Below are 22,378 nucleotides of genomic sequence, written 5' to 3'. Positions count from 1 at the left end.
GGCGGGAGGCCAACAATAATGGCCTCCGCCACAGCAAGTTTTCAGATTTCTTAAAATTAGGGACGCAAAACGCCATGCTACTACCTTGGCTAATTCTTCTCCCCTTTATCGGCGGCCTGCTGTGTTGGCAGCTCGAGCGCTTCGGCACCCGCGTGCTGCGCTGGATCGCACTGATATCAATGGGGTTAACGCTGGTGCTGTCGCTGCTGCTTTGGTTGCAGGGCAGCTACTCTTTAACCGCGCAGGCTGATGTGCCGTTGTGGCAGTCTGAATACAATGTGCCGTGGATCCCACGTTTCGGTATCGGTATTCATCTGGCGCTGGATGGGCTGTCGCTACTGGTGGTAGTGCTAACCGGTTTGCTGGGCGTTCTGGCTATCCTCTGTTCGTGGAATGAAATCCAGCGTTATCAGGGGTTCTTCCACCTGAACCTGCTGTGGATACTCGGCGGCGTAATTGGCGTGTTCCTGGCGATCGACATGTTCCTGTTCTTCTTCTTCTGGGAGATGATGCTGGTGCCGATGTATTTCCTCATCGCACTGTGGGGGCACAAAGGTTCGGATGGGAAAACGCGTATTACCGCGGCAACCAAATTCTTTATCTATACCCAAGCAAGCGGTTTGATCATGCTGATCGCCATTCTGGCGCTGGTGTTCGTGCATCACGATGCCACCGGGGTTTGGACCTTCAATTACACCGATTTGTTGAAAACCCCGATGTCGCGCGGCGTGGAATATATGCTGATGCTGGGCTTCTTTATCGCCTTTGCGGTGAAGATGCCGGTGGTGCCGCTGCACGGCTGGCTGCCGGATGCGCACAGCCAGGCACCGACGGCGGGCTCTGTCGACCTTGCCGGTATTTTGCTGAAAACGGCGGCCTATGGTCTGTTGCGTTTCAGCCTGCCGCTGTTCCCCAATGCCTCTCATGAATTTGCCCCTATCGCGATGTGGCTGGGTGTTATCGGTATCTTCTACGGTGCCTGGATGGCGTTTATGCAGACCGATATCAAGCGCCTGATCGCCTACACCTCGGTGTCTCACATGGGCTTTGTGATGATTGCCATCTACTCCGGTAGCCATCTGGCTTATCAGGGGGCGGTCATTCAGATGATTGCGCACGGGCTTTCCGCTGCTGGTTTGTTTATTCTGTGCGGCCAGCTTTACGAGCGTCTGCATACGCGCGATTTGCGCCAGATGGGCGGTCTATGGGCGCGTATTCGTTTCTTGCCTGCGCTGTCGCTGTTCTTCGCGGTAGCAACGTTGGGGATGCCGGGCACTGGCAACTTTGTGGGCGAATTTATGATCCTGTTCGGCAGCTACCCTGTCGTGCCGGTGATTACCGTGATTTCGACGTTTGGTTTGGTGTTCGCATCTGTCTACTCGCTGGTGATGATGCAACGTGCCTACTACGGTGCGCCAAAATCCGAGGAGAAACTGCCGGGACTGTCCACCCGTGAATTGTCGATGGTGATGTTGCTGGTGGTATTGCTGGTGCTGCTCGGCTTGTTCCCGCAGACCATCCTGAATACGTCAGATGCGGCGATGGCTAATATCCAGCACTGGTTTATGTCATCTGTAACTGATTCAACACGTTCAACGACAAGGCCGTAATTCGCCATGACAATAACTCTTCAACACCTAATCGCACTCCTGCCGCTGTTAATCGTCGGATTAACGGCAGTGGTTGTGATGCTGTGCATTGCGTGGCGACGCAACCATTTCTTTAATGCGACCGTCACGGTTATCGGTCTTAACATTGCGTTGTTCTCGCTGGTTCTGGTGGGTAATGCCGGGCCGATGGATGTCACGCCTTTGCTGCGGGTAGACGGTTTCTCAATGTTCTATACCGCGCTGGTGCTGCTTGCCAGTCTGGCGACCTGCACCTTTGCCTATCCTTGGCTAGAAGGCTATCCGGATAACCGCGATGAGTTCTATCTGCTGGTGGCGATTGCCGCATTGGGCGGCGTCTTGCTGGCAAGTGCCAACCATCTGGCGTCGCTGTTTATCGGTATTGAACTTATCTCGCTGCCGTTATTCGGTCTGGTGAGCTATGCGTTTCGTCAGCGTCGATCACTGGAAGCGGGTATCAAATACATGCTTCTTTCTGCTGCTGCGTCTTCCTTCCTGCTGTTTGGTATGGCGCTGGTCTATGCCGAATCTGGCAGCCTGAGCTTTGCCAGCCTGGGCGCACGTTTGGCGGATCGCACGCTGCATGAGCCTCTGCTGCTGGCGGGCCTCGGCATGATGATCGTGGGTTTAGGGTTCAAACTCTCGCTGGTGCCGTTTCACCTCTGGACGCCGGACGTGTATCAAGGTGCACCTGCGCCAGTGTCGACTTTCCTAGCTACCGCCAGCAAGATCGCCATTTTTGGGGCGGTGATGCGTTTGTTCCTTTATGCGCCGATGGTAGACAGTGACTCGGTAAGAACCGCGCTGGGTGTGATCGCGTTTGCCTCCATCCTGTTCGGTAACCTGATGGCCGTTGCGCAAAGCAATATCAAACGTCTGCTGGGTTACTCTTCCATTGCTCATCTCGGTTACCTGCTGGTGGCGTTGATTGCCGTGCAAACTCACCAGTTGGCATTGGAAACGGTGGGTGTTTATCTGGCGGGTTACCTGTTCAGCAGTCTGGGCGCCTTCGGCGTTGTGAGTCTGATGTCCAGCCCGTACCGTGGTCCGGATGCCGATTCTTTGTTCTCTTATCGCGGTTTGTTCTGGCATAAGCCGATCCTGTCTGTGGTAATGACGGTGATGATGCTTTCCCTGGCCGGTATCCCGATGACGCTCGGTTTCTTCGGCAAATTCTATGTATTGGCTGTGGGTATCGATGCCAAGCTGTGGTGGCTGACGGGTGCCGTGGTTGTGGGGAGTGCTATTGGTCTTTATTACTATCTGCGTGTGATGGTTAGCCTGTATCTCACTGCACCGCAAGAACGCCAGCGCGATACGCCTAACAACTGGGCATTGACAGCAGGCGGCGTGGTCGTGCTGATTTCCGCCATCGCGGTGTTGCTGCTGGGTCTCTATCCGCAGCCGCTGATTTCGCTGGTTCAGATGGCGCAGCCTCTAATGTAATTCATTGGGTTTGCGCTATAAAACCGCCGCAGCCGTTATCGGTCGCGGCGGTTTTTTTTGCTGCGTCACTGTATAAGTCTGATCTCTTGGCGGCATCTGTTTTTTTATTTTCGGAATGGTCTGTGGAAATCGTGGTCCTATGAGCGGAGAAGTTGACTATAGTTAATCTACTGTTGTGTTACATAACATGGAGTAGATAATGGCTGAGAAAAAACAACCTGTTGAAGATATTCGTATTGAAGACGACGCTAAATTATTAGCAGATACGTTAGATGATATATTACGTTATTCCGGTGATAGTGCCGATGAAGCTTATATTACCTTGAAGAAAAATGCGGAGAATGCCCTATTGGAAGTTAAGGCCATGTTGGGTATTTCCGACAGTTATTATGCCAAGGCAAAACAAGTCGCGAATCGTGCTGATGGCTATGTTCATAAAAAACCATGGCACGGTGTGGGACTGGGGGCATCGGTTGGGATAGTGCTCGGCATATTGCTGGCGCGCCGCTAACGTGGGGGCCAACGGAGTACGGTGATAATATGATTATTGCCGTGCTATCCCCCTATTGACTAAAAACGCTCGCTATCTCTAAGGAGATTTTTGCTTGCGCGTATTATGTGGTGGGAACTGCATAAGGCAGTCACTTATTTATCGTTGCTAAATATCTTCACAATTAACGAAGATTCTCATTTATTTTCCCTGTCGGTAATTTTGTTTCTTTCTGGCTAACATATCTGCTACTGTGTCGCCGTCATTGACGTTACTTATACCTGTAAATTATATCACTAACGAATAGGTGCATTACTGCTTCGGTGCTGGGGTTATGTTGGTATTATCATCACCGATTCCTGTTGAGAGAATTCGCTGCATAAACCTGTATTGCCAGAGTGCACAAAATATTGAGGAGAACCGCCAAGAATGAAGACGCCACGACCTCGATGGAATGGAACAGAGGCGCCTTGCTTTCTTCACGGCCGTCTCTGTTCACCCCGGTTTGGAACAGATATCGCCGCAAATACCCTTCGCCTCAATCGCTATTAAATGCGTGGGGTATAGAAGCGCTGCAACTCGATGAAGACGCGATGCAGCATCAGTTATTAACACTAAAACAATTGTCTATCTGCTTGCCTGATGGCACCCGGATCGGAACTGCCAATACGGCGGCTCTTCCATGCGCTGTGCCCTTGGATCAGCATCTGGCACAAGAGCTGCAACAGGTCGATGTGCTGCTGGCTCTCCCCACAAATGAGCACCGCCCGTTACAGCACCACTCTCGAGTGCAGGAACCGCCTGCGTTAGCTTACCAGGCGGGATCCTCTGGCCGGGAAGCGTGTGGGAGAGATGTGGCGATGAGTGCCGCGATCGGCTTACGTTTCAGTGCTGATGAAAACCGTGGCTATCAAACCTATCCCCTCCCCTTGCGCGATTGAACCGAAACGCACAAGGACGCTGGGAAATTGACCCCTCCTTCATCCCACCGCTGCTGGCGTTCTCCGCCGCGCCGATGCTGGTGGCACAGACAGAGAAATTGTTGTCGAGTTCACGCATGAAACGCCGCCCCGCCTGCTGGCGCTGCGTTATGAACAACGAGGACACCATAGGCGACCTGATATCCCGCTGTTTTGGCTGCTGAATGTGTTCCGCTACGAGTCAGTGTTGAGTGAAGTGAGCCTGGCAACGGCATTGCATCCGGAATTGGTCTATCGGGAACTGGTTAAATTAGCTGGGCCACTGTTGGTTTATACACCGGAATGGAGCATGGCCGATATTCCACGCTATGACCACTTGCGGCTTGGTGACGTGTTTCCTCCTCTGTTTGCGCTACTCAATGCGTTGCTTGAAACCTGCTTGCCTGCACGGGCTGTGGGAATTGAGTTGATGCGTGAAAAAGATCATCTGTGGGTGGGGCAGTTGCGGCAGCATAATCTGGATTCTGTCTCCGGAGTTTATCTTCTGGCGCGCTCTTCGTGGCCTTCGCATCGGTTACAATCTCATATTATGGCGCGGTGTGAGATCGGCACTCGGCATGCTGTCCGGGGGCACAACGCTGCGACGGGTGAAAGCAGGCCGTTACAACCGGTTAATCGTATTCCCGCTGCTATACCTTTAGATTGGGAAAATCTCTGTTTCATGGTCGATCTTGAGCATTCCGCCGTGCGGGGGGAGCTGGCTGCCGGGCACTGTGCTATCTCGGTGCCCGATCACGGTGGCGATTTAGCGCTTACGCTTTTCGCCGTGGTGGAGGAGTAATCCTCCGCGGTCACCTTTACAGTTCGGTGTCAGACAGCCAATAAATCGCTTCGTAAGGGCGTAGCGTGAGTGACGCCGGGTGCACGCTGGCATCATCATAGTTGCTCAGCAACAGACGCCAGCCCTGTGGATGCGGCAAGGCTGACAGCGCGCAAGGCTGCATATCCCGGCTTAGGTTGGCGAGTACCAGTAACTGCTGTCCCTGCCAACGACGGCGATAGAACCAGATGCTGGGATGTTCAGGGGCCAGGTCCTGATAGTCTCCATAGGTTAACAGGGGAAGCGCTTTACGCAGGGCGATCAACCGTTGGTAGGTGTAAAACACCGAATGCGGATCGGCGAGAGCCTGTGTAACGTTGATTTCAGGGTAACGCACGCCGGGGGCGATCCAGGGAACACCCGGCGTAAAGCCAGCCGATGCAGCATCTGACCACTGCATCGGGCTGCGCCCATTATCGCGCGATTTGCTGGCGAGAATACGCAATACATGTGCTGGCGTTTCGCCTTTGGCGAGATGTTCCTCGTAACTATTCAGGCTTTCGATATCGCGATATTGTGCAATGGTGTCATAGCCCGGGTTGGTCATGCCGATCTCTTCCCCTTGATAGATATAGGGCGTGCCCTGCATACCGTGCAGTACCATCGCCAGCATTTTGGCTGATACTGTGCGATATTCACCTTCATCGCCGAAACGAGAGACGATACGCGGCTGGTCGTGATTACACCAGAACAGCGCGCTCCAGGCCTTGTTGTGCATGCCTTGCTGCCAGGTATTAAACAGCGCTTTCAACTGAATGAAATCGGGGGCGGCCAGCGTCCATTTTTCTCCGCCAAGGTAATCCACTTTTAAGTGATGAAAGTTGAACGTCATCAACAGCGCGTTGCCCGACAGCGGGGCATAGTACTGACACTGTGCAAGCGTAGTAGAGGACATCTCACCGACGGTCATTAGCTGGCGCGGTAAAAACACATCACGGTTGAATTCGTGCAGAAATTCCACCATACGTGGGCCGTCAGTGTAGTAACGTCGGCCATCCCCTTCAGTGTCGGAAGGAAAATCCTGCTGTTTTGACACCAGATTGATGACATCCAGACGCAGGCCATCTACCCCCTTGTCAGCCCAAAAGTGGCACACGGCTTTCAATGCTTCACGAACCGGCGCGTGCTCCCAGTTTAAATCTGCCTGTTCCGTTGCGAACAGGTGCAGGTAGTACTGCTGGCTGGGCGCATGCCACTGCCAGGCGCTGCCACCGAACTTGGAGCGCCAGTTGTTGGGGGGCGCATTTTCTGTTCCCTCCTGCCAACAGTAAAAAGCGCGATATTCACTGTCTGGCGCTTGTGCCTGCACAAACCAGGGGTGTTGTGTAGACGTATGGTTGAACACCATATCCATGATGATACGTATGCCGCGCGCATGCGCATGTGTGATCAACGCTTCCATATCATCCAGGGTGCCATAAGCGGGATCGATGTCGCAATAGTCTGCGACATCATAGCCATTATCCACCTGCGGCGAGGGATAAACCGGCGTTAGCCACAGCGCATCGACCCCCAACTGTTGCAGATAATCCAACCGCGAAATGATGCCGCGCAGATCGCCGGTACCAGAACCGGTGCTGTCCTGAAAACTTTTGGGATAGATTTGATAGATGACGCCAGTGCGCCACCAGGGAAGCGGTGCTGTCATGCCATTATCCGTTTACGCTTGCCTGTACGCTAGTTATAGGCCGCAATCACCCATTGGGCAATGCGCCCAGCCGTTGTTTCCGTCGATACACGGTGGTGGTGAGCATTACTGGTATGACGATAGCAATCGCTATGGCGACCAGATAGATGCCCCAAAATGAGGGCTTGATGGACAAAATGCCGGGTAATCCACCGACACCGATACCATTGGCCATCACGCCACTCACGCCACACAAGAGTGCAGCCAGTGCAGAGCCAATCATGGCACAGAGCATGGGAAAGCCATATTTCAGGTTGATACCGTACATGGCGGGCTCTGCAACACCCAACATGGCAGAAATTGCTGCCGGTACCGAGGTTTCCCGCTCATTCACTTTTCTGCTGATCAGCATAATGCCAATCACTGCGGAACCTTGTGCAATGTTTAACAGCGCGATCAGCGGCCAGACCGGGGTATGCCCCAGACTCTGGATCATTTGCAAATCGATCGACAGCGTCGTTTGATGCACACCGGTAATCACCAGTAGCGTATAGAGAAAGCCGAATAACGCTGCGCCGAGGGGGGCAAAACTGCCGGTCATCACGCCGGTGATCGCCCAGGCGATACAGTCCCCAATGGTACGCCCAACAGGGTCGATAACCGTGTGTGCCAGAAACACTGCCAGCAGTAGCGACAGCACTGGAACCATAACCAGGTGCAATGAGTCCGGTATCCATTGTTTGAGACGTAGCTCAATCATTGCCAGCACAACAACGGCTAGCAGGGACGGGATAACCTGCGCCTGATAGCCAATACGCTGTATCGTGAACCAGCCAAAATCCCACACGGCCGGTATTTGCTGCCCGATGGAATAGGCATTCATTAGCTGAGGGGAGACGAGGGTAATACCGAGAATAATACCTAACACCGGTGTGCCACCCAGTTTCTTCACGGCTGACCGGCAGATAGCCACAGGCAGATAGTAGAAGATGGCCTCGCCCAGCAGCCAGAGAAAGTCATACACTGTGCGGCAAACAGGGCTGATTTCGATCAGTGTCTGACCCTCTACCATCGGGATATCACCGATAACGTTGCGTACGCCAAGGATCAGGCCGCCGCTGATCAAGGCAGGCAGCAGCGGATAGAAGATCTCTGCGAAGTGTGAAATAGCCTGCTCCCACAGTGACACATTATTGCGCACGCAGTGCAGGGCCGCTTCTTCATTCTCAGGGGCTTTACCGATGGCGACCTGTAATGCCTGGTAATAGGCTTCAACGTCAGTACCGAGCGTCTGTAATCGCCGATGAACCGGTATTACGAGCGAATTATTAGATTTGTGAGGCACCGGGCTATTAACCTGATGCCCATTGCGCATTGAACGCGCCACTTACTGGAAAGGCAAGGTGCCATTGCGCTGTTTACGGCGATAGACCACCATGGTTAACAGCGCCGGTATCACCATGGCAATCGCCATTGCGGCTAAATAGATGCCCCAGAAGGTTGGCTTGATGGACAAAATGCCGGGTAAACCGCCAACGCCAATTCCATTGGCGGTGACACTGATAAGTCCACACAGCAACCCAGCCAGGGAAGACCCCGTCATGGCACACAACATCGGAAACCCATATTTCAGATTGATGCTGTACATGGCAGGTTCGGTGACGCCCAGCATGGCAGACACGGCTGCTGGCACGGAAACTTCGCGCTCGTTGTGTCGGCGACTGATGAGAATAATCCCGATAACGGCGGAACCCTGGGCAATATTCGATAACGCAATGAGCGGCCACACCGGAGTACCACCCATGCTTTGAATCATTTGCATATCAATGGCGAGCGTCGTTTGGTGCACGCCGGTAATCACCAACGGTGCATAGAAAAAGCCGAACAGCGCGGCACCAATCGGCGCAAAACTGCCGGTCATCAGCCCTTTGACCACCCAGGCGACACCATCGCCGATCAAGCGGCCAAACGGACCAATCACCGCGTGTGCCAGTGCGACGGAGATCACCAATGCGGTGACAGGAACCACCACCAGATAGAGTGAATCAGGCACCCATTTTTTTAATCGGGTTTCAATCATAGCCAGGGTGATGCCGGCCAGTAGCGACGGAATAACCTGCGCCTGATAGCCGACTTTTTCAACGGCAAACCAGCCAAAATCCCATACGTCGGGGCTTTGCTGACCAATCTGGTAGGCATTCATCAACTGCGGGGATACCAGCGTAATTCCCAGGATAATGCCCAAGACGGGCGTACCGCCCATTTTCCTCACCGCAGACCAGCAAATGGCAACGGGCAGATAGAAGAAAATCGCTTCACCCAACAGCCAAAGGAAATCATACAGCGACTGCCAGGCGGGGTAACGTTGGATCAAGGTTCGCCCGTCAGAAAACGGAATGTCGCCGATAACGTTACGCAAGCCCAGAATCAGCCCACCGCTGATCAGAGCGGGCAGTAGCGGAAAGAAAATTTCAGCAAAGTGGGAAATTCCACTTTCCAGCAGCGACATATTCTGGCGGGCCGACTGACGCAGGCTCTCCTTATTGGCTTTGGTCTTGCCGGTACGCGCGCTGAGCGCCTGAAAATAATCGCCCACCTCGGTACCGATAACGACCTGAAGCTGCCCTGCGGTGATGAAACAGCCTTTGACCATTGGTAGCGTTTCAATGCCTTTGGCATCGGCACGGGCGGGGTCTTGCAGCACAAAACGTAAACGGGTGATACAGTGCGTGAGTGTAACGATGTTGTCGATTCCACCCAGCAGTGTGATTAATCGCTCAATATCTTGTTGTTGTACTTTGCTCATTGCGCATCCTTGTGTGAATACCCAGTGAAACCAGGTTACAACGAATGTGGCGCTGGGTAAACAACGTAACCGCAGTGCGATCGCAATCAAATAATCGCATCAGTTATAATCGGTTCTTGTCAAAACGAGGGCGTGAGTAAAGAAAAAGAAGGCCGCCAAGAGAGAAAAAGGCGGCCTTAGCAAGGGACGTAGTTGTTATCAGAACGGGCTGATGATTGAGCCGATACGTTCACAGTAGCTGATATAAACATTCCCCATTTTTTTGAAGAATTTACTGATATCGCGAAACATTTTCATAATCAGTCTCCTTGGATGAGTTAATAAATATGATGTTTATCACGTTTTAAAGAGTAACCCAAAGAGAACGGCATTTCAACATTTTTGTGACGAATGTCACTATTTTTTCGCAATGACTGGTATCACCTTACTGTGTTGATGTTTGCTCATTGTGGAACGTGGCGTTGATAGCGATAACGGTTTTGATCGTAAACGTTTTCCCCGATTTTCTCTGCGGCGGGTAAGCGATCGACAAACGCAAAGCCCAGGCGTTGGGCCAGTGCATTGCTACGCTGATTCACTGTGGCGGCCTTGATGATAAAGGTGTCCAGTATGTCGGCATCGGCGAAAGAATCGATCAATAATTGGATCGCCTGCGAAGCGATGCCTTGCCCCTGAAAGCGTTCAGCCATCCAGTAACCTATCTCTCCCTGAGATTCCTTCAGGCTATTAAACGATGCCACACCTGCAATTTCGTCTTTCCAGCGGATGAGATAGACCGCTGCGCGCCCGGCAAAAAAATCCTCGCGGTTTTTTCTGATGGTTGCCAACGTGTCCTCGATTTGCCGCACTTTATCCGGCCAGGCCAGTGTTTGCCGCAGGCGGGCTTTTTCCTGTTGTATCAGGGAGAACAGTGTGGGGGCATCTTACTCTTCTTGTAATGCCAATGTCAGATGGGGAGGGCGGTGCAGAATCTGTAGTGTTCGTAACATATTGGCTCCCTGCTGTGATTTTTGATGAGAAGTGTGACTGTGATGGCGTGAAAGTCTTGCCAGCGAGCATCAAATGATTCTACTGTGCTGATATGTTGGGTCAACTTCTCCACTAATGAGGCTTTATGGCGTGCATGCATCTGCAACGATCTTGCCTGTCACACGGGCAGGTGAGGTTGGTATTCGCCGGGATCATGGCGCTGATGGTAACCTGGAGCGGGGCGGTATTTGCCAACGCGACGCTGATTGCCGTGAAAGCATCGGCTATTCGCCCCACTCAACCAGCGATAGGTAAGGCTGAAGTTGCCTACACGATCTCGCGCGCTATCGCCAAAAACCGCGCACGCTATTTGATGATTTTTGTAAAGGAGAAGGGGCTGGGAAAGTGGCTGATTTCTCTGACTTATCGACCCTTGCCGCACCCGTGAGCTTTCGCTGCACGAAACCGGCTGGGACACATCCCGAAGAGGTGAAATCGGCGGTGTTTGCTCCAGACGGTCAGATTTACCTGACAGACGGCCATCATTCCGTGAGCGCGCTACGCGCCAGCACGCTGGATAGCGATATCACGCTGTCATTGCGTATTACCGATGATTTGCGCCATTTATCGTCGATGGCTGCATTCTGGGACTACATGCAACAACATCATCTGGTGTGGTTGACTGGCCCTATGGGCAAAATTGCGCCTCAGGAACTACCTGCGCAGGTGGGAATTAGCACCATGCAGGACGGCCCTTATCGATCGGTGCTGTACTTCTTGCGTGGCATTGCTTATGAACGACCGGAACCGTCACCGCCTTTTCTGGAATTTTATCTGGGCGCATGGCTAAAAAGCCAACTTGCGATTACGCCAGCGGATACTGCAACGTCGCAGGCCTATTTTGCTCTGTTGCAAAAGGCGGCACAGATCATCACACAGGCGTCACCAGAGACCCACACCTTACCCGATTCCGCTTCGCCTACGCTGCAACAGCTCGGGCAATTTACCGAGGTAAACCACAAAAATTGAACAAGTTGAATAAATCCGACGGTAAATTGGCACTGCTGTATTCGAAACGGTAGGCGTGTTATGCCTGGCATGACACATGACCATTTCTATTCGGTTTATAAACTGCACGCGACCCCAAGGCGTGCCTGTGGCATAATGCGCGTTAAATCACACTTTTTATTTGAGTCAACGCCGTGTTAAGCACCAACAACATTACGATGCAGTTTGGCGGTAAACCTCTGTTTGAAAATACCTCCGTCAAGTTTGGCAACGGCAACCGCTACGGGTTGATCGGCGCTAACGGTTGCGGTAAATCCACCTTTATGAAAATTCTGGGCGGTGACCTGGTACCGAGTGGTGGCAACGTTGCCCTCGATCCGAATGAGCGTCTCGGTAAGCTGCGTCAGGATCAGTTCGCGTTTGAAAATTTCAGCGTACTGGACACCGTGATTATGGGACACAGTGAACTGTGGACTGTAAAGGAAGAACGTGACCGTATTTACGCGCTGCCGGAAATGAGCGAGGAAGATGGCTATAAAGTTGCCGATCTGGAAGTCAAATACGGTGAAATGGATGGCTACAGCGCAGAATCCCGCGCGGGCGAATTGTTGTTGGGCGTGGGTATTCCGCTGGAGCAGCATTATGGCCTGATGAGTGAAGTCGCACCCGGTTGGAAACTGCGCGTACTGTTGGTGCAGGCGCTGTTTTCCAATCCTGATATTTTGCTGCTCGATGAACCGACCAACAACCTGGATATCGACGCCATCCGCTGGCTGGAAAATGTGCTGAACGAGCGCAACAGCACCATGATCATCATTTCGCATGACCGCCATTTCCTGAATATGGTGTGTACCCACATGGCGGATCTGGACTACGGTGAACTGCGTGTTTATCCCGGTAACTACGACGAATACATGACGGCGGCCACCCAGGCGCGCGAACGTCTGCTGGCAGACAACGCCAAGAAAAAAGCGCAGATTGCTGAGCTGCAATCCTTCGTCAGCCGTTTTAGCGCCAACGTATCCAAATCGCGTCAGGCAACGTCTCGCGCGCGACAAATTGAAAAAATTCAGCTTGATGAAGTGAAGGCATCCAGCCGTCAGAACCCCTTTATTCGCTTTGATCAGGATAAAAAATTGTTCCGTAATGCGCTGGAAGTGGAAGCGCTGGCAAAAGGGTTTGATAACGGCCCGCTGTTCTCCGGCTTTAACCTGCTGCTTGAAGTGGGTGAAAAAGTTGCCATTTTGGGGACCAACGGTATTGGTAAAACCACATTGCTGAAAACCTTGGTGGGGGAACTGGCGGCGGATAAAGGCACGGTTAAGTGGTCTGAAAATGTCAACATCGCCTACTACGCGCAAGACCATGAATATGAGTTTGATGGAGATTTGACGGTATTTGACTGGATGAGCCAGTGGAAACAGGAGAAGGATGACGAGCAGGCTGTGCGCAGCGTGCTGGGTCGCCTGCTGTTCGGCCAGGATGACATCAAGAAGAAAGTTAAAGTCCTCTCTGGCGGTGAAAAAGGCCGTATGCTGTTTGGCAAGATGATGATGCAACGCCCCAATGTTCTGGTGATGGATGAACCCACCAACCACCTGGATATGGAATCGATCGAAGCGCTTAACATGGCGCTGAAGCTCTATCAGGGCACCTTGCTGTTTGTCTCTCATGACCGTGAGTTTGTCAGCTCGCTGGCGATGCGCGTACTGGAAATTACGCCGAACAAGGTGGTGGATTTCACCGGAAATTATGAAGAGTACCTGCGCAGTCAAAGTATTGAGTAACCCAATTCTCTGTTATCCCGCTGTACGTGAGTATTCTCGTGCAGCGGGAGTTTCGCCGCAAACTCCCTCGCCAACCCTTTTTGATATCGAGTATTCGATCACACGTAGTATCTTGCAATTTCGCTTAAGCTGCTGTTCTCACTAGGGCGATTTGCAATGCTCCTACTCCCTTAGGGTTATAGTCACTGTTATTTATTATTTTTCGTCAACCATCATTGGGCTATTTGTGCCTTTTCCTCTACCTGAGCAATATATCCCGCGTTGTGATGCGATTCAAAAAATTTGCGTTAAAGGTTTTTATTTAACTAAATTTTTTAAAGAGGTTTTTGAAAGATCCTATGTTGACCTGCCAGAAACAGGAAAATACGATATATTAAAAAATAATATAATTTATATTTAATTTTGTTAAAAATCAATAATATATATAAACCCTTTCTGGGTTAATCGATTAAGCACCGAAATCAAGGCTGCAAAAAATAGAAAAAAATAGTTATTGAGATTGTTTCTCATTTAAATTCGATGTGAATGGACAAAATAAAAGGATGATGCGTAAACAATCACACTTATAACAGAAATAAGCAGGCTAATGTCCCAGCGCTTGATGAAGATCAAGTCTGTTAAATGAATTTCCTCATTACCATACCCGCACATATGTTGTGTGTTATACCCCACACCGTTGAAGTTGCAGGTGTGTCGGCTTTCTTGCTTACCCCGCTAGGCTTATCCACATCAGTTTTCGGGAGTATGCGAGACAGTCGTCTGTCTGCTTTTCGAAATCCATTGGGTAAGCTCCGTTCTGGTTACAGGAGAATAATAAAAAATGACTGGGGAAAATGTAATGCTTTCCCATCACGGCGTTAATCGCCGTTATTTTATGAAGTTATGTGCAGCACTTGCCGAGTCGATGGGGTTAGCGGATTCCGCTGCCGCAGAGATTGCGCAATCCCTTGGCTCCGCGCAGCGTCCGCCGGTGCTTTGGATTGGCGCTCAGGAGTGTACGGGTTGTACCGAATCCCTGCTGCGTGCTACTCACCCGACGATTGAAAACTTGCTCCTGAATACCATTTCGCTCGAATACCATGAGGTACTTTCGGCCGCATTTGGTGAGCAGGTGGAAGAGAACAAGCACCGTGCCATTGAGCAGTACAAAGGCAAGTATGTGCTGGTGGTGGATGGCTCGATTCCGATTAAGGATGGTGGCATCTACTGCATGGTGGCGGGCAAACCTATCGTCGATCATATCCGTGAAGCTGCGGAACATGTAGCAGCGATTATCGCCATCGGTTCCTGCTCCGCCTGGGGCAGCGTTGCGGCGGCGGGCAGCAACCCGACCGGTGCCGCCAGTCTGGAAGCGGTGCTGCCCGGTAAGACCGTTATCAATATTCCCGGTTGTCCGCCGAATCCTCATAACTTTCTTGCGACTGTTGCTCATATCATTACCTACCAACGTGCGCCTGCACTGGATGCCAAAAGGCGTCCTACCTTTGCCTATGGTCGCTTGATTCATGAGCACTGTGAGCGTCGCCCGCACTTTGATGCCGGTCGTTTTGCCAAAGAGTTTGGTGATGATGGGCATCGTCAAGGCTGGTGTCTCTACCACCTGGGATGTAAAGGGCCGGAAACCTACGGCAACTGCTCGATCATTGAGTTCTGCGATGTCGGAGGCGGTATCTGGCAGGTGGGCATCGGTCACCCCCTGCTATGGTTGTAACGAAGAGGGTGTCGGCTTCAGGAAAGGGATCTTCCAGCTAGCGAATGTGGAAAATCCCACGCCGCGTGCGCAGAAACCCACGGTAGATCGCCCCGAAGGTGGCGAGGTCTCCGCCACTGCGGTGGGCTTGATCGGGGGGGTACTGGGCGTAGTCGGCGGCGTCAGCTTGATGGCAGTGAGGGAATTGGGGCGTCAACAGAAAAATGCTCAGCAAAAACAGGGGCAGCAAGACGCCGGTAACGATTCCCGGGAGGGCTAAGCCGTGAACAGACGCAATTTTTTCAAGCTAGCCTCTGCCAGCGCGGTAATGGCGGGAACGCCGTTTGCTGCCAAGGCAGCGGCGACCAACCGACCGCCGATTCCAGGCGCATTGGGCATGCTCTACGACTCTACGCTGTGCGTTGGGTGTCAGGCATGCGTAACCGAGTGTCAGCAGGTTAATAAATCGACCTATAACCCGGATAGCCAGATTTATGCCGGAGGTTCACCTACCTGGTCAAATAATGACAAGTTGAGCCCTTACACCAATAACATTATTCGGGTGTGGAGCAGCGGCACGGGTCAGAATAAAGACCAGGTCGATAACGGCTACGCCTACATCAAGAAGCAGTGTATGCACTGTGTCGATCCGAACTGTGTTTCGGTCTGCCCGGTGAGCGCGCTGAAAAAAGATGCCAAAACCGGTGTGGTGCACTACGACGCCAGTGTGCGTACAGGCTGTCGCTACTGCATGGTGGCGTGCCCCTTCAATATTCCCAAATACGACTACGAAAACCCGTTCGGCAAACTGCACAAGTGCGAACTGTGCAACCAGAAAGGGTTGGAGCGGTTAGATAAAGGCGGCATGCCGGGGTGCGTGGAAGTGTGCCCAACCGGCGAGGTCATCTTTGGCACGCGGGAAGAACTGCTTGATGAAGCCAAACGCCATTTGGCATTGAAACCGGGCGAAGAATACCGCTATCCGCGCCAGACGTTTGGGGCAAAAGATACTTACCTGCATACCATCCCGACCTACGATCGCCATATTTACGGCGAAAAAGAAGCGGGCGGTACACGGGTGCTGGTGATGGCGGGGGTACCCTACCAAAACCTGGATCTGCCGCAACTAGATGGGCTCTCCACCGGTGCACGTTCTGAGCACGTTCAGCACACCCTGTATAAAGGAATGGTGTTGCCGCTGGCGGTGTTAGCCGGGCTCTCGGTGCTGGTGCATCGTAACATCCGGGATGAACGTAAAGCAGATGACGAGCATCACGACGATCCTCATCACCCGAAGAAAGATCAGGAGAACGATCATGACGGCGCATAAAGCCAGCCCGCTGGGCGGGCGTCTGGTCAGTTGGCCGGTTATGCTGTTGGCACCGCTTGCGGTGATTTGCGGCGTATTGATTCTGCGGCGGCTTATCTTTGGTATCGGTGCGGTGGCAGCCCTGAACGGGGGATATCCATGGGAGCTGTGGATCGCGTTTGACCTGCTGGTGGGCACGGGTTTTGCCTGCGGCGGCTGGGCACTGGCCTGGGCGGCTTATGTCTTCAACCGCGGGGAATATCACCCATTGGTGCGTCCTGCGCTGTTGGCCAGCCTGTTCGGCTACTCGCTGGGTGGGTTGTCCATCACCATCGACGTAGGGCGTTACTGGAATCTGCCGTATTTCTACATTCCCGGTTTTTTCAACACCAACTCGGTGCTGTTTGAAACCGCTGTTTGTATGACCATCTACATCGGGGTGATGGCGCTGGAGTTTGCTCCGGTCGTGTTCGAACGGTTCGGATGGAAGAAAGCGCTGAAGCACCTCAACAAGGTGATGTTCTCCATCATCTCGCTCGGGGCGTTGTTACCGACCATGCACCAATCCTCCATGGGATCGCTGATGATCTCGGCCGGATATTAAGGTGCATCCGCTGTGGCAAAGCTATGAACTGCTGCCGTTACTGTCACTGCGGACCGCTTTCATCATGGGCTTCTCCATCGTGACGTTTGAAGGATCGCTGGTGCAGGCTGGGCTGAAGGGGCGCGGACCGAATGAACGTCCGCTGTTCACCAATCTGAGCACTATCACACAGGTATTGCTGGTGTTGTTCCTGGTGCTCCGCTTTGGCGAACTGTTATGGCACAACAAAACCGGCTACCTGTTCAGTGGCGATCGCTTCTCCATCATGTTCTGGTTTGAAGCTGCGCTGATGGCGTTCCCATTGGTGCTGTTCCGGTTGCCGGGCGCGCGTGAAGATTAGCGCTGGCTGTTTGTCGCCAGCCTGAGCATGTTGTTTGGAGCGGCACTGTGGCGCTTGAGCTACTCGTTGCTGGCGTTCAATCCTGGCGGTGGCTATCACTACTTCCCTGCGGCGCAGGAAGTGCTGATCTCCATGGGATTTGTTGCCATTGAAGTGTGCGCATACATCTTGTTAATCCGGTTGTTGCCGGTTCTTCCCGCGCTGGGAAGCGTTCATAAGAATTATCAGACCGAGGTAAAGCATGAGCCAACGCATCACCATTGATCCTATTACCCGTATCGAGGGGCACCTGCGCATTGATTGCGAGATTGAGCAAGGGAAAGTCACTAAAGCCTGGTCCTCAGGGACCATGTGGCGGGGAATGGAAGAAATCGTTAAAGGTCAGGATCCGCGCGATGCGTGGATGATTGTGCAACGCATATGTGGGGTTTGTACCACGGTGCACGCCATTGCCTCCGTGCGTGCGGTGGAAAATGCGCTCGGGCTGGATGTGCCGGTCAATGCACAGTACATCCGCAACCTGATTCTGGCTGCACACAGCATTCATGGCCATATCGTCCACTTTTATCAACTGTCGGCGCTGGATTGGGTCGATGTAACGGCTGCGCTGAAAGCGGATCCGAACAAGGCAGAAGCATTGCTCAAAGGTGCCTCGACCTGGCAATTGAACAGTGCGGCAGAATTCACCAAAGTGCAGCAGAAGATCAAGGATCTGGTGGCCAGCGGCCAACTGGGGATCTTCGCCAACGGGTATTGGGGACACCCCGCCATGGCACTGCCACCGGAAGTGAACCTGATTGCCGTCGCACACTACCTGCAAGCGCTGGAGTGCCAGCGTGATGCTAACCGTATCGTTGCCATTCTGGGCGGTAAAACACCGCATATCCAGAACCTGGCCGTCGGCGGTGTGGCCCCCGATTAACCTTGATGCGCCTGCCGTATTGAACCTGGAACGACTGATGTACGTGAAATCGTTCATCGACAGTCTGGGGGATTTTATCGAGCAGGTTTACAAAGTGGATTGCGCCGTTATCGCCGCGCACTACCCTGAGTGGCTGACGCTGGGTAAAGGGGCCGATCACTACCTGAGCGTGCCTGAGTTGCCGACCGACAACAAAGGCGGCAGCTTCCTGCTGGCAGGTGGTTACCTTGAAAACGGTGATTTCAGCAAGTATCGTCCGATCACCAGCCACAACGATGCGTTTTTGATCGACGGCATCAAAGAAAGTGGTAAGCACGCTTGGTATAAAGATGATGAGCCATTGGCACCGTGGGAAGGGCTCACGCGTCCTAACTACACGGGCTGGCAGGAAGATGGCAAATACACCTGGGTAAAAGCGCCGACATTCTATGGCAAGACGGTAGAAGTCGGGCCGTTGGCCTGCTCTGGCACAAATTCTTGCTGCGCTCAGTGCCAGCGGTATCACGGTTCGCAGGAAAACGGCGCAGGAGCAGGTGGCGTATCCTACCACTTGCCTTTCGGTGGAGCACTGCGTATGAGTGAGCGCATTGAAGGTCCCGCTGCCGTAGCAGAACATCGCGTGGATGAGGAAACCTTGGGTTTCGTTGATTCTCCTGCGGTCTGGCTGGAAGCGGCGTTTACGCGCGTCGCTCGCAGTGATATGCAATCATTACCATTCTATCGTGCTGCAATTCCGGTAAAGGCTTGCGGTTTTACGCTGTTTGAACAGCAGTGGGTCGGCTGCTTGTTAACGCCAGTCTGTTGGTGCTGCCAGGGCCAGACCAGACTTGGTCACGACGAGCTGCCGGTGAACGCCTGGCGCTGCAACTGCCGTGCGGCAATGTCACGTTTCTGGTAAGCGAAATGGCCGACGATAGTGGCCAAAACCACCAGTATCTCTCCTGTTCACTGATGTCGCCCATCGATCCCCATATGTCGGCAGAGCAGAGTGCGCGTATGGCGCTGTCGCTTCCGGTGGTGGATGCAGATGCGCCGCGTAATCTCAGCCGCCGAGCTCTGTTCCTGCGTGGGAGCGCGTAGCATGCATGAAATTTCCTTATGCTACAGCACGCTGGAGTTGATAGAGCAACAGGCGCGTCAACACGGCGCGCATAAAGTCACGGGTGTATGGCTGGAAATCGGCGCGCGCTCCTACATTGAGGAGAGCGCATTGCGCTTTTGCTTTGAGTCCGTTTGCCAGCAAACGCTGGCGGAAGGATGTGAGTTGCATGTCGCCGTGCGCGCTGCACGGGCCTGGTGCTGGGAGTGCAGCGCGATGGTTGAAATTTCGCGCCACGGCGCGGGCTGTCCACAGTGTGGCAGCTATAACCTGCGTATTGATGAAGGCGGTAGCCTGCAATTGAAACAGTTAGCAGTAGAGTAAAGCGGTTTAACACCGTAAGGAGTCAGTTTCTATGTGTACAACATGTGGCTGCGGCGAAGGGGAACGCAGAATTGAAGGTGACGAGCATGATGTTCATGCCCATGACCACGCTCACGATCATCACCATGCCCATCACCACGGGCACAATCACCACGATCATTCGCATACGCATCAACACTCCCATGCACATCATCACCCGCATCATCATGATGATGAACATCTGCATGAAGAGGGCGGAGCGCCACGCTATGTGGTCATTCATCACCACCACTACCATCATAACGGTGATGTTCACCACCACTATCACGGCGAAAGCAAAGTGGTATCGCGGCGCAGCGTAGAAAAAGCACACCATCATGTGCATGATGACCACCCTCATCACCATGCCGCTCATCACCAGGATAGGCATCAACAGGCAGCGTTTCAGCTGCAAGTGAACGGTGCGGATCTGCATTATGGGCAGGGCGAGGCGGGAACACACGCACCGGGCATGGGACAGCAGCGTCAGTTGCAGATTGAAATGGATGTGCTGAGTAAAAATAACGCGCTGGCTGAGCAGAGCATAACCGTGAACATTTTTCAGCGCAAAAAATTCTGGCACTCAATCTGGTTTCCAGCCCCGGCTCCGGTAAAACCACCTTGTTGACACACACGCTCGATCATATCAGCAGCCATGTGCCTTGCGCGGTGATTGAAGGCGACCAGCAGACGACAAACGATGCTGAACGCATTCGGGCAACGGGAGTGAGTGCAATTCAGGTTAACACGGGTAAAGGATGCCATCTGGATGCGCAAATGGTGCATGATGCTGCGCATCGCCTGCAACTTGCGGATAACAGCATTCTGTTTATCGAAAATGTCGGTAATCTGGTGTGCCCGGCCGGGTTTGATCTCGGGGAACGTCATAAAGTGGCTGTGCTGTCGGTGACAGAGTGTGAAGATAAGCTGCTGAAATATCAGCATATGTTTTCTGCCGCAGCGTTAATGATCATTAACAAGATCGATCTGCTGCCGTATCTGGATTTCGATCTGGAAGCCTGTATTGCTTATGCACGTCGGGTGAACCCGGATATTCAAGTGATTGCGCTCTCTGCCCGCAGCGGCGAGGGGATGGATGAATGGTTCGCCTGGCTGGAGGCGCAACGATGTGCTTAGGCATTCCCGGTAAAGTGGTGTCGGTCGGGGAAGATATTCACCAACCGGCACTGGTGGATGTGTGCGGCGTGCAGCGCGCGGTGAATATTGCGCTGGTGTGCGAAGGTGAACCGGCTGAACTGATCGGCCAATGGGTATTGGTGCACGTTGGGTTTGCCATGAGCTTGCTGGATGCGTTGCAATCCATGCAGGCTGTTGGGCTGGAGTTGGACGAAATGCGCCAGCACGGGGACGGCTATGCAGTACGTTGATGAATTTCGAGATCCTGAATTGGCCAAAACGCTGCTGCGGGAAATCGAGAAACAGGTAGCGGCGATGCCGCACTGGCGCGAGCATCCGCTGCAACTGATGGAGGTGTGTGGCGGGCACACCCATGCTATTTTCAAGTTTGGCCTCGACAGGCTATTACCGCCGGAGATTGAATTTGTGCATGGCCCCGGTTGCCCGGTCTGTGTGCTGCCGATGGGGCGTATCGATGCCTGTATCGAAATCGCCTCGCACCCTGAAGTCATCTTCTGTACCTTTGGCGATGCCATGCGCGTACCGGGGTGTAACGGCTCCCTGCTTGACGCACGCTGGCACGGTGCAGATGTGCGTATTGTCTACTCGCCGCTGGATGCGTTGGCGCTGGTAGAGAAACACTCTGATCGCCAGGTGGTGTTTTTCGGACTCGGATTTGAAACCACGATGCCCAGTACCGCTCTGACGTTACAGTAGGCCAAGCGACGCGGTATTCACAATTTTTCGCTTTTTTGTCAGCATATAACCATTATCCCCACGCTGCGCAGTTTGCTTGAGCAGCCGGATATCCGCATCGACGGTTTTCTGGCACCGGGGCACGTCAGCATGGTGATCGGCGCTTCGCCTTATCAACCGCTGTGCGATGAATTTCATAAGCCTTTTGTGATTACCGGTTTTGAGCCGTTGGATATTCTGCAAGCGCTGCTGATGCTGGTGACGCAACTGCGCGAAGGGCGCTGCCAGGTGGAGAATCAGTACCGTCGTATTGTGCCGAACAGCGGCAACGAACTGGCGCAGAAAGCGATGGCCGAGGTGTTTGAAATCAAAGCCAGCAGCGAATGGCGCGGGCTCGGTGAAATTGCCGATTCCGGCATGCAACTGAGCGCCGCCTATCATGACTATGATGCTGAACGGCGCTTTCAGCCGCGACAACAGCGGGTGGCCGATGAGCCGCTATCGCGCTGTGGCGATGTGCTGAACGGGCGCTGCAAACCGGCGGACTGTCCGCTGTTTGCCAAGCGTTGTTCGCCAGAGAATGCCATTGGCGCACTGATGGTGTCGTCAGAAGGGGCCTGTGCGGCCTATTACCAATATCGCCGGGAAGAAAGCCCCATCGGGAGTGACGTTTAAGTG

The 22,378-nt window shown here is 53.1% G+C and carries 15 protein-coding genes and 7 pseudogenes; 18 read left to right on the top strand and 4 right to left on the bottom strand.

Features of this window, described 5'->3' with window-relative positions; translation table 11 throughout:
• The first annotated feature begins 74 nt into the window (after positions 1-74).
• The 6 genes from nuoM (at position 75) to tssK (ACMZI0_RS09700) (ending at position 5,325) form a co-directional block, all read left to right on the top strand.
• Positions 75-1,610 carry an NADH-quinone oxidoreductase subunit M gene (nuoM, locus tag ACMZI0_RS09725; RefSeq protein WP_415672788.1) on the top strand — a complete coding sequence of 512 codons (1,536 nt, stop codon included), beginning with the start codon at positions 75-77 and terminating at the stop codon, positions 1,608-1,610.
• Positions 1,611-1,616: 6 nt separating this feature from the next.
• Positions 1,617-3,074 (top strand): NADH-quinone oxidoreductase subunit NuoN, encoded by a 1,458-nt coding sequence (gene nuoN, locus ACMZI0_RS09720; RefSeq protein ID WP_415672787.1) that lies wholly within the window; start codon positions 1,617-1,619, stop codon positions 3,072-3,074.
• A 199-nt stretch (positions 3,075-3,273) separates the two neighbouring features.
• On the top strand, positions 3,274-3,585 hold the full coding sequence (elaB, locus tag ACMZI0_RS09715; RefSeq protein ID WP_415672786.1) for a stress response protein ElaB: 312 nt from the start codon (positions 3,274-3,276) through the stop codon (positions 3,583-3,585).
• Between the two features lie 449 nt (positions 3,586-4,034).
• Positions 4,035-4,505, top strand: coding sequence for a type VI secretion system baseplate subunit TssK (gene tssK, locus ACMZI0_RS09710; RefSeq protein ID WP_415672785.1), 471 nt, complete (start codon positions 4,035-4,037; stop codon positions 4,503-4,505).
• The gene (locus tag ACMZI0_RS09705) at positions 4,502-4,708 is read left to right on the top strand and encodes a hypothetical protein (protein WP_415672784.1); all 207 of its coding nucleotides are present in this window, start codon (positions 4,502-4,504) and stop codon (positions 4,706-4,708) included. Before tssK (ACMZI0_RS09710) ends, ACMZI0_RS09705 begins: the two co-directional genes overlap by 4 nt.
• Positions 4,639-5,325, top strand: a complete 687-nt coding sequence (tssK, locus tag ACMZI0_RS09700; RefSeq protein WP_415672961.1) for a type VI secretion system baseplate subunit TssK — start codon at positions 4,639-4,641, stop codon at positions 5,323-5,325. Before ACMZI0_RS09705 ends, tssK (ACMZI0_RS09700) begins: the two co-directional genes overlap by 70 nt.
• A 16-nt stretch (positions 5,326-5,341) precedes the next feature.
• Here tssK (ACMZI0_RS09700) and treC read toward each other — a convergent pair whose 3' ends face one another.
• The 4 genes and pseudogenes from treC to ACMZI0_RS09680 all read right to left on the bottom strand — a co-directional run bounded on the left by treC (position 5,342) and on the right by ACMZI0_RS09680 (position 10,708).
• Positions 5,342-7,012, bottom strand: a complete 1,671-nt coding sequence (gene treC / locus ACMZI0_RS09695; protein WP_415672783.1) for an alpha,alpha-phosphotrehalase — start codon at positions 7,010-7,012, stop codon at positions 5,342-5,344.
• Positions 7,013-7,058: 46 nt separating this feature from the next.
• Positions 7,059-8,279: pseudogene (gene treB / locus ACMZI0_RS09690) on the bottom strand (PTS trehalose transporter subunit IIBC); the annotation flags it as partial.
• Between the two features lie 99 nt (positions 8,280-8,378).
• A complete protein-coding gene (treB, locus tag ACMZI0_RS09685) occupies positions 8,379-9,797 on the bottom strand; it encodes a PTS trehalose transporter subunit IIBC (RefSeq protein ID WP_415672782.1) in 1,419 nt (472 codons plus the stop codon).
• 443 nt (positions 9,798-10,240) lie between these two features.
• Positions 10,241-10,708: a GNAT family N-acetyltransferase gene (locus tag ACMZI0_RS09680; RefSeq protein ID WP_415672960.1), complete on the bottom strand. Its 468-nt coding sequence runs from the start codon at positions 10,706-10,708 to the stop codon at positions 10,241-10,243.
• A 203-nt stretch (positions 10,709-10,911) separates the two neighbouring features.
• Between ACMZI0_RS09680 and ACMZI0_RS09675 the strand changes: the two genes are divergently transcribed.
• The 12 genes and pseudogenes from ACMZI0_RS09675 (at position 10,912) to hypD (ending at position 22,375) form a co-directional block, all read left to right on the top strand.
• Positions 10,912-11,214, top strand: a complete 303-nt coding sequence (locus ACMZI0_RS09675) for a hypothetical protein (RefSeq protein ID WP_415672781.1) — start codon at positions 10,912-10,914, stop codon at positions 11,212-11,214.
• Entirely contained in the window at positions 11,172-11,795 is a 624-nt protein-coding gene (locus tag ACMZI0_RS09670) for a ParB/Srx family N-terminal domain-containing protein (RefSeq protein WP_415672780.1), read from the top strand. The genes ACMZI0_RS09675 and ACMZI0_RS09670 overlap by 43 nt, the downstream gene beginning before the upstream one ends.
• A 173-nt stretch (positions 11,796-11,968) precedes the next feature.
• A complete protein-coding gene (locus tag ACMZI0_RS09665; protein ID WP_415672779.1) occupies positions 11,969-13,561 on the top strand; it encodes an ABC-F family ATPase in 1,593 nt (530 codons plus the stop codon).
• A gap of 820 nt (positions 13,562-14,381) precedes the next feature.
• Positions 14,382-15,531, top strand: a pseudogene (hybO, locus tag ACMZI0_RS09660) (hydrogenase 2 small subunit).
• Positions 15,532-15,534: 3 nt separating this feature from the next.
• On the top strand, positions 15,535-16,581 hold the full coding sequence (gene hybA / locus ACMZI0_RS09655; protein ID WP_415672778.1) for a hydrogenase 2 operon protein HybA: 1,047 nt from the start codon (positions 15,535-15,537) through the stop codon (positions 16,579-16,581).
• Positions 16,568-17,768 (top strand): annotated as a pseudogene (gene hybB / locus ACMZI0_RS09650) (Ni/Fe-hydrogenase cytochrome b subunit). The gene hybA and the pseudogene hybB overlap by 14 nt, the downstream one beginning before the upstream one ends.
• A pseudogene (locus ACMZI0_RS09645) lies at positions 17,746-18,886 on the top strand (nickel-dependent hydrogenase large subunit); the annotation flags it as partial. The pseudogenes hybB and ACMZI0_RS09645, both read left to right, overlap by 23 nt.
• A 159-nt stretch (positions 18,887-19,045) precedes the next feature.
• A pseudogene (hybE, locus tag ACMZI0_RS09640) lies at positions 19,046-19,506 on the top strand (hydrogenase-2 assembly chaperone).
• 1 nt (position 19,507) lies between these two features.
• Positions 19,508-19,849 carry a hydrogenase maturation nickel metallochaperone HypA gene (gene hypA, locus ACMZI0_RS09635; protein ID WP_415672777.1) on the top strand — a complete coding sequence of 114 codons (342 nt, stop codon included), beginning with the start codon at positions 19,508-19,510 and terminating at the stop codon, positions 19,847-19,849.
• A 31-nt stretch (positions 19,850-19,880) separates the two neighbouring features.
• Positions 19,881-21,004: pseudogene (gene hypB / locus ACMZI0_RS09630) on the top strand (hydrogenase nickel incorporation protein HypB).
• Positions 20,995-21,255 carry a hydrogenase maturation factor HybG gene (gene hybG, locus ACMZI0_RS09625; protein WP_415672776.1) on the top strand — a complete coding sequence of 87 codons (261 nt, stop codon included), beginning with the start codon at positions 20,995-20,997 and terminating at the stop codon, positions 21,253-21,255. The pseudogene hypB and the gene hybG overlap by 10 nt, the downstream one beginning before the upstream one ends.
• Positions 21,242-22,375: pseudogene (gene hypD, locus ACMZI0_RS09620) on the top strand (hydrogenase formation protein HypD). The gene hybG and the pseudogene hypD overlap by 14 nt, the downstream one beginning before the upstream one ends.
• Positions 22,376-22,378 lie beyond the last annotated feature (3 nt).

The sequence above is a fragment of the Symbiopectobacterium sp. genome, assembly GCF_047692315.1.
In the GTDB taxonomy this organism is placed as follows: domain Bacteria; phylum Pseudomonadota; class Gammaproteobacteria; order Enterobacterales; family Enterobacteriaceae; genus Symbiopectobacterium.
This window is presented reverse-complemented; position numbering and strand designations above follow the sequence as displayed.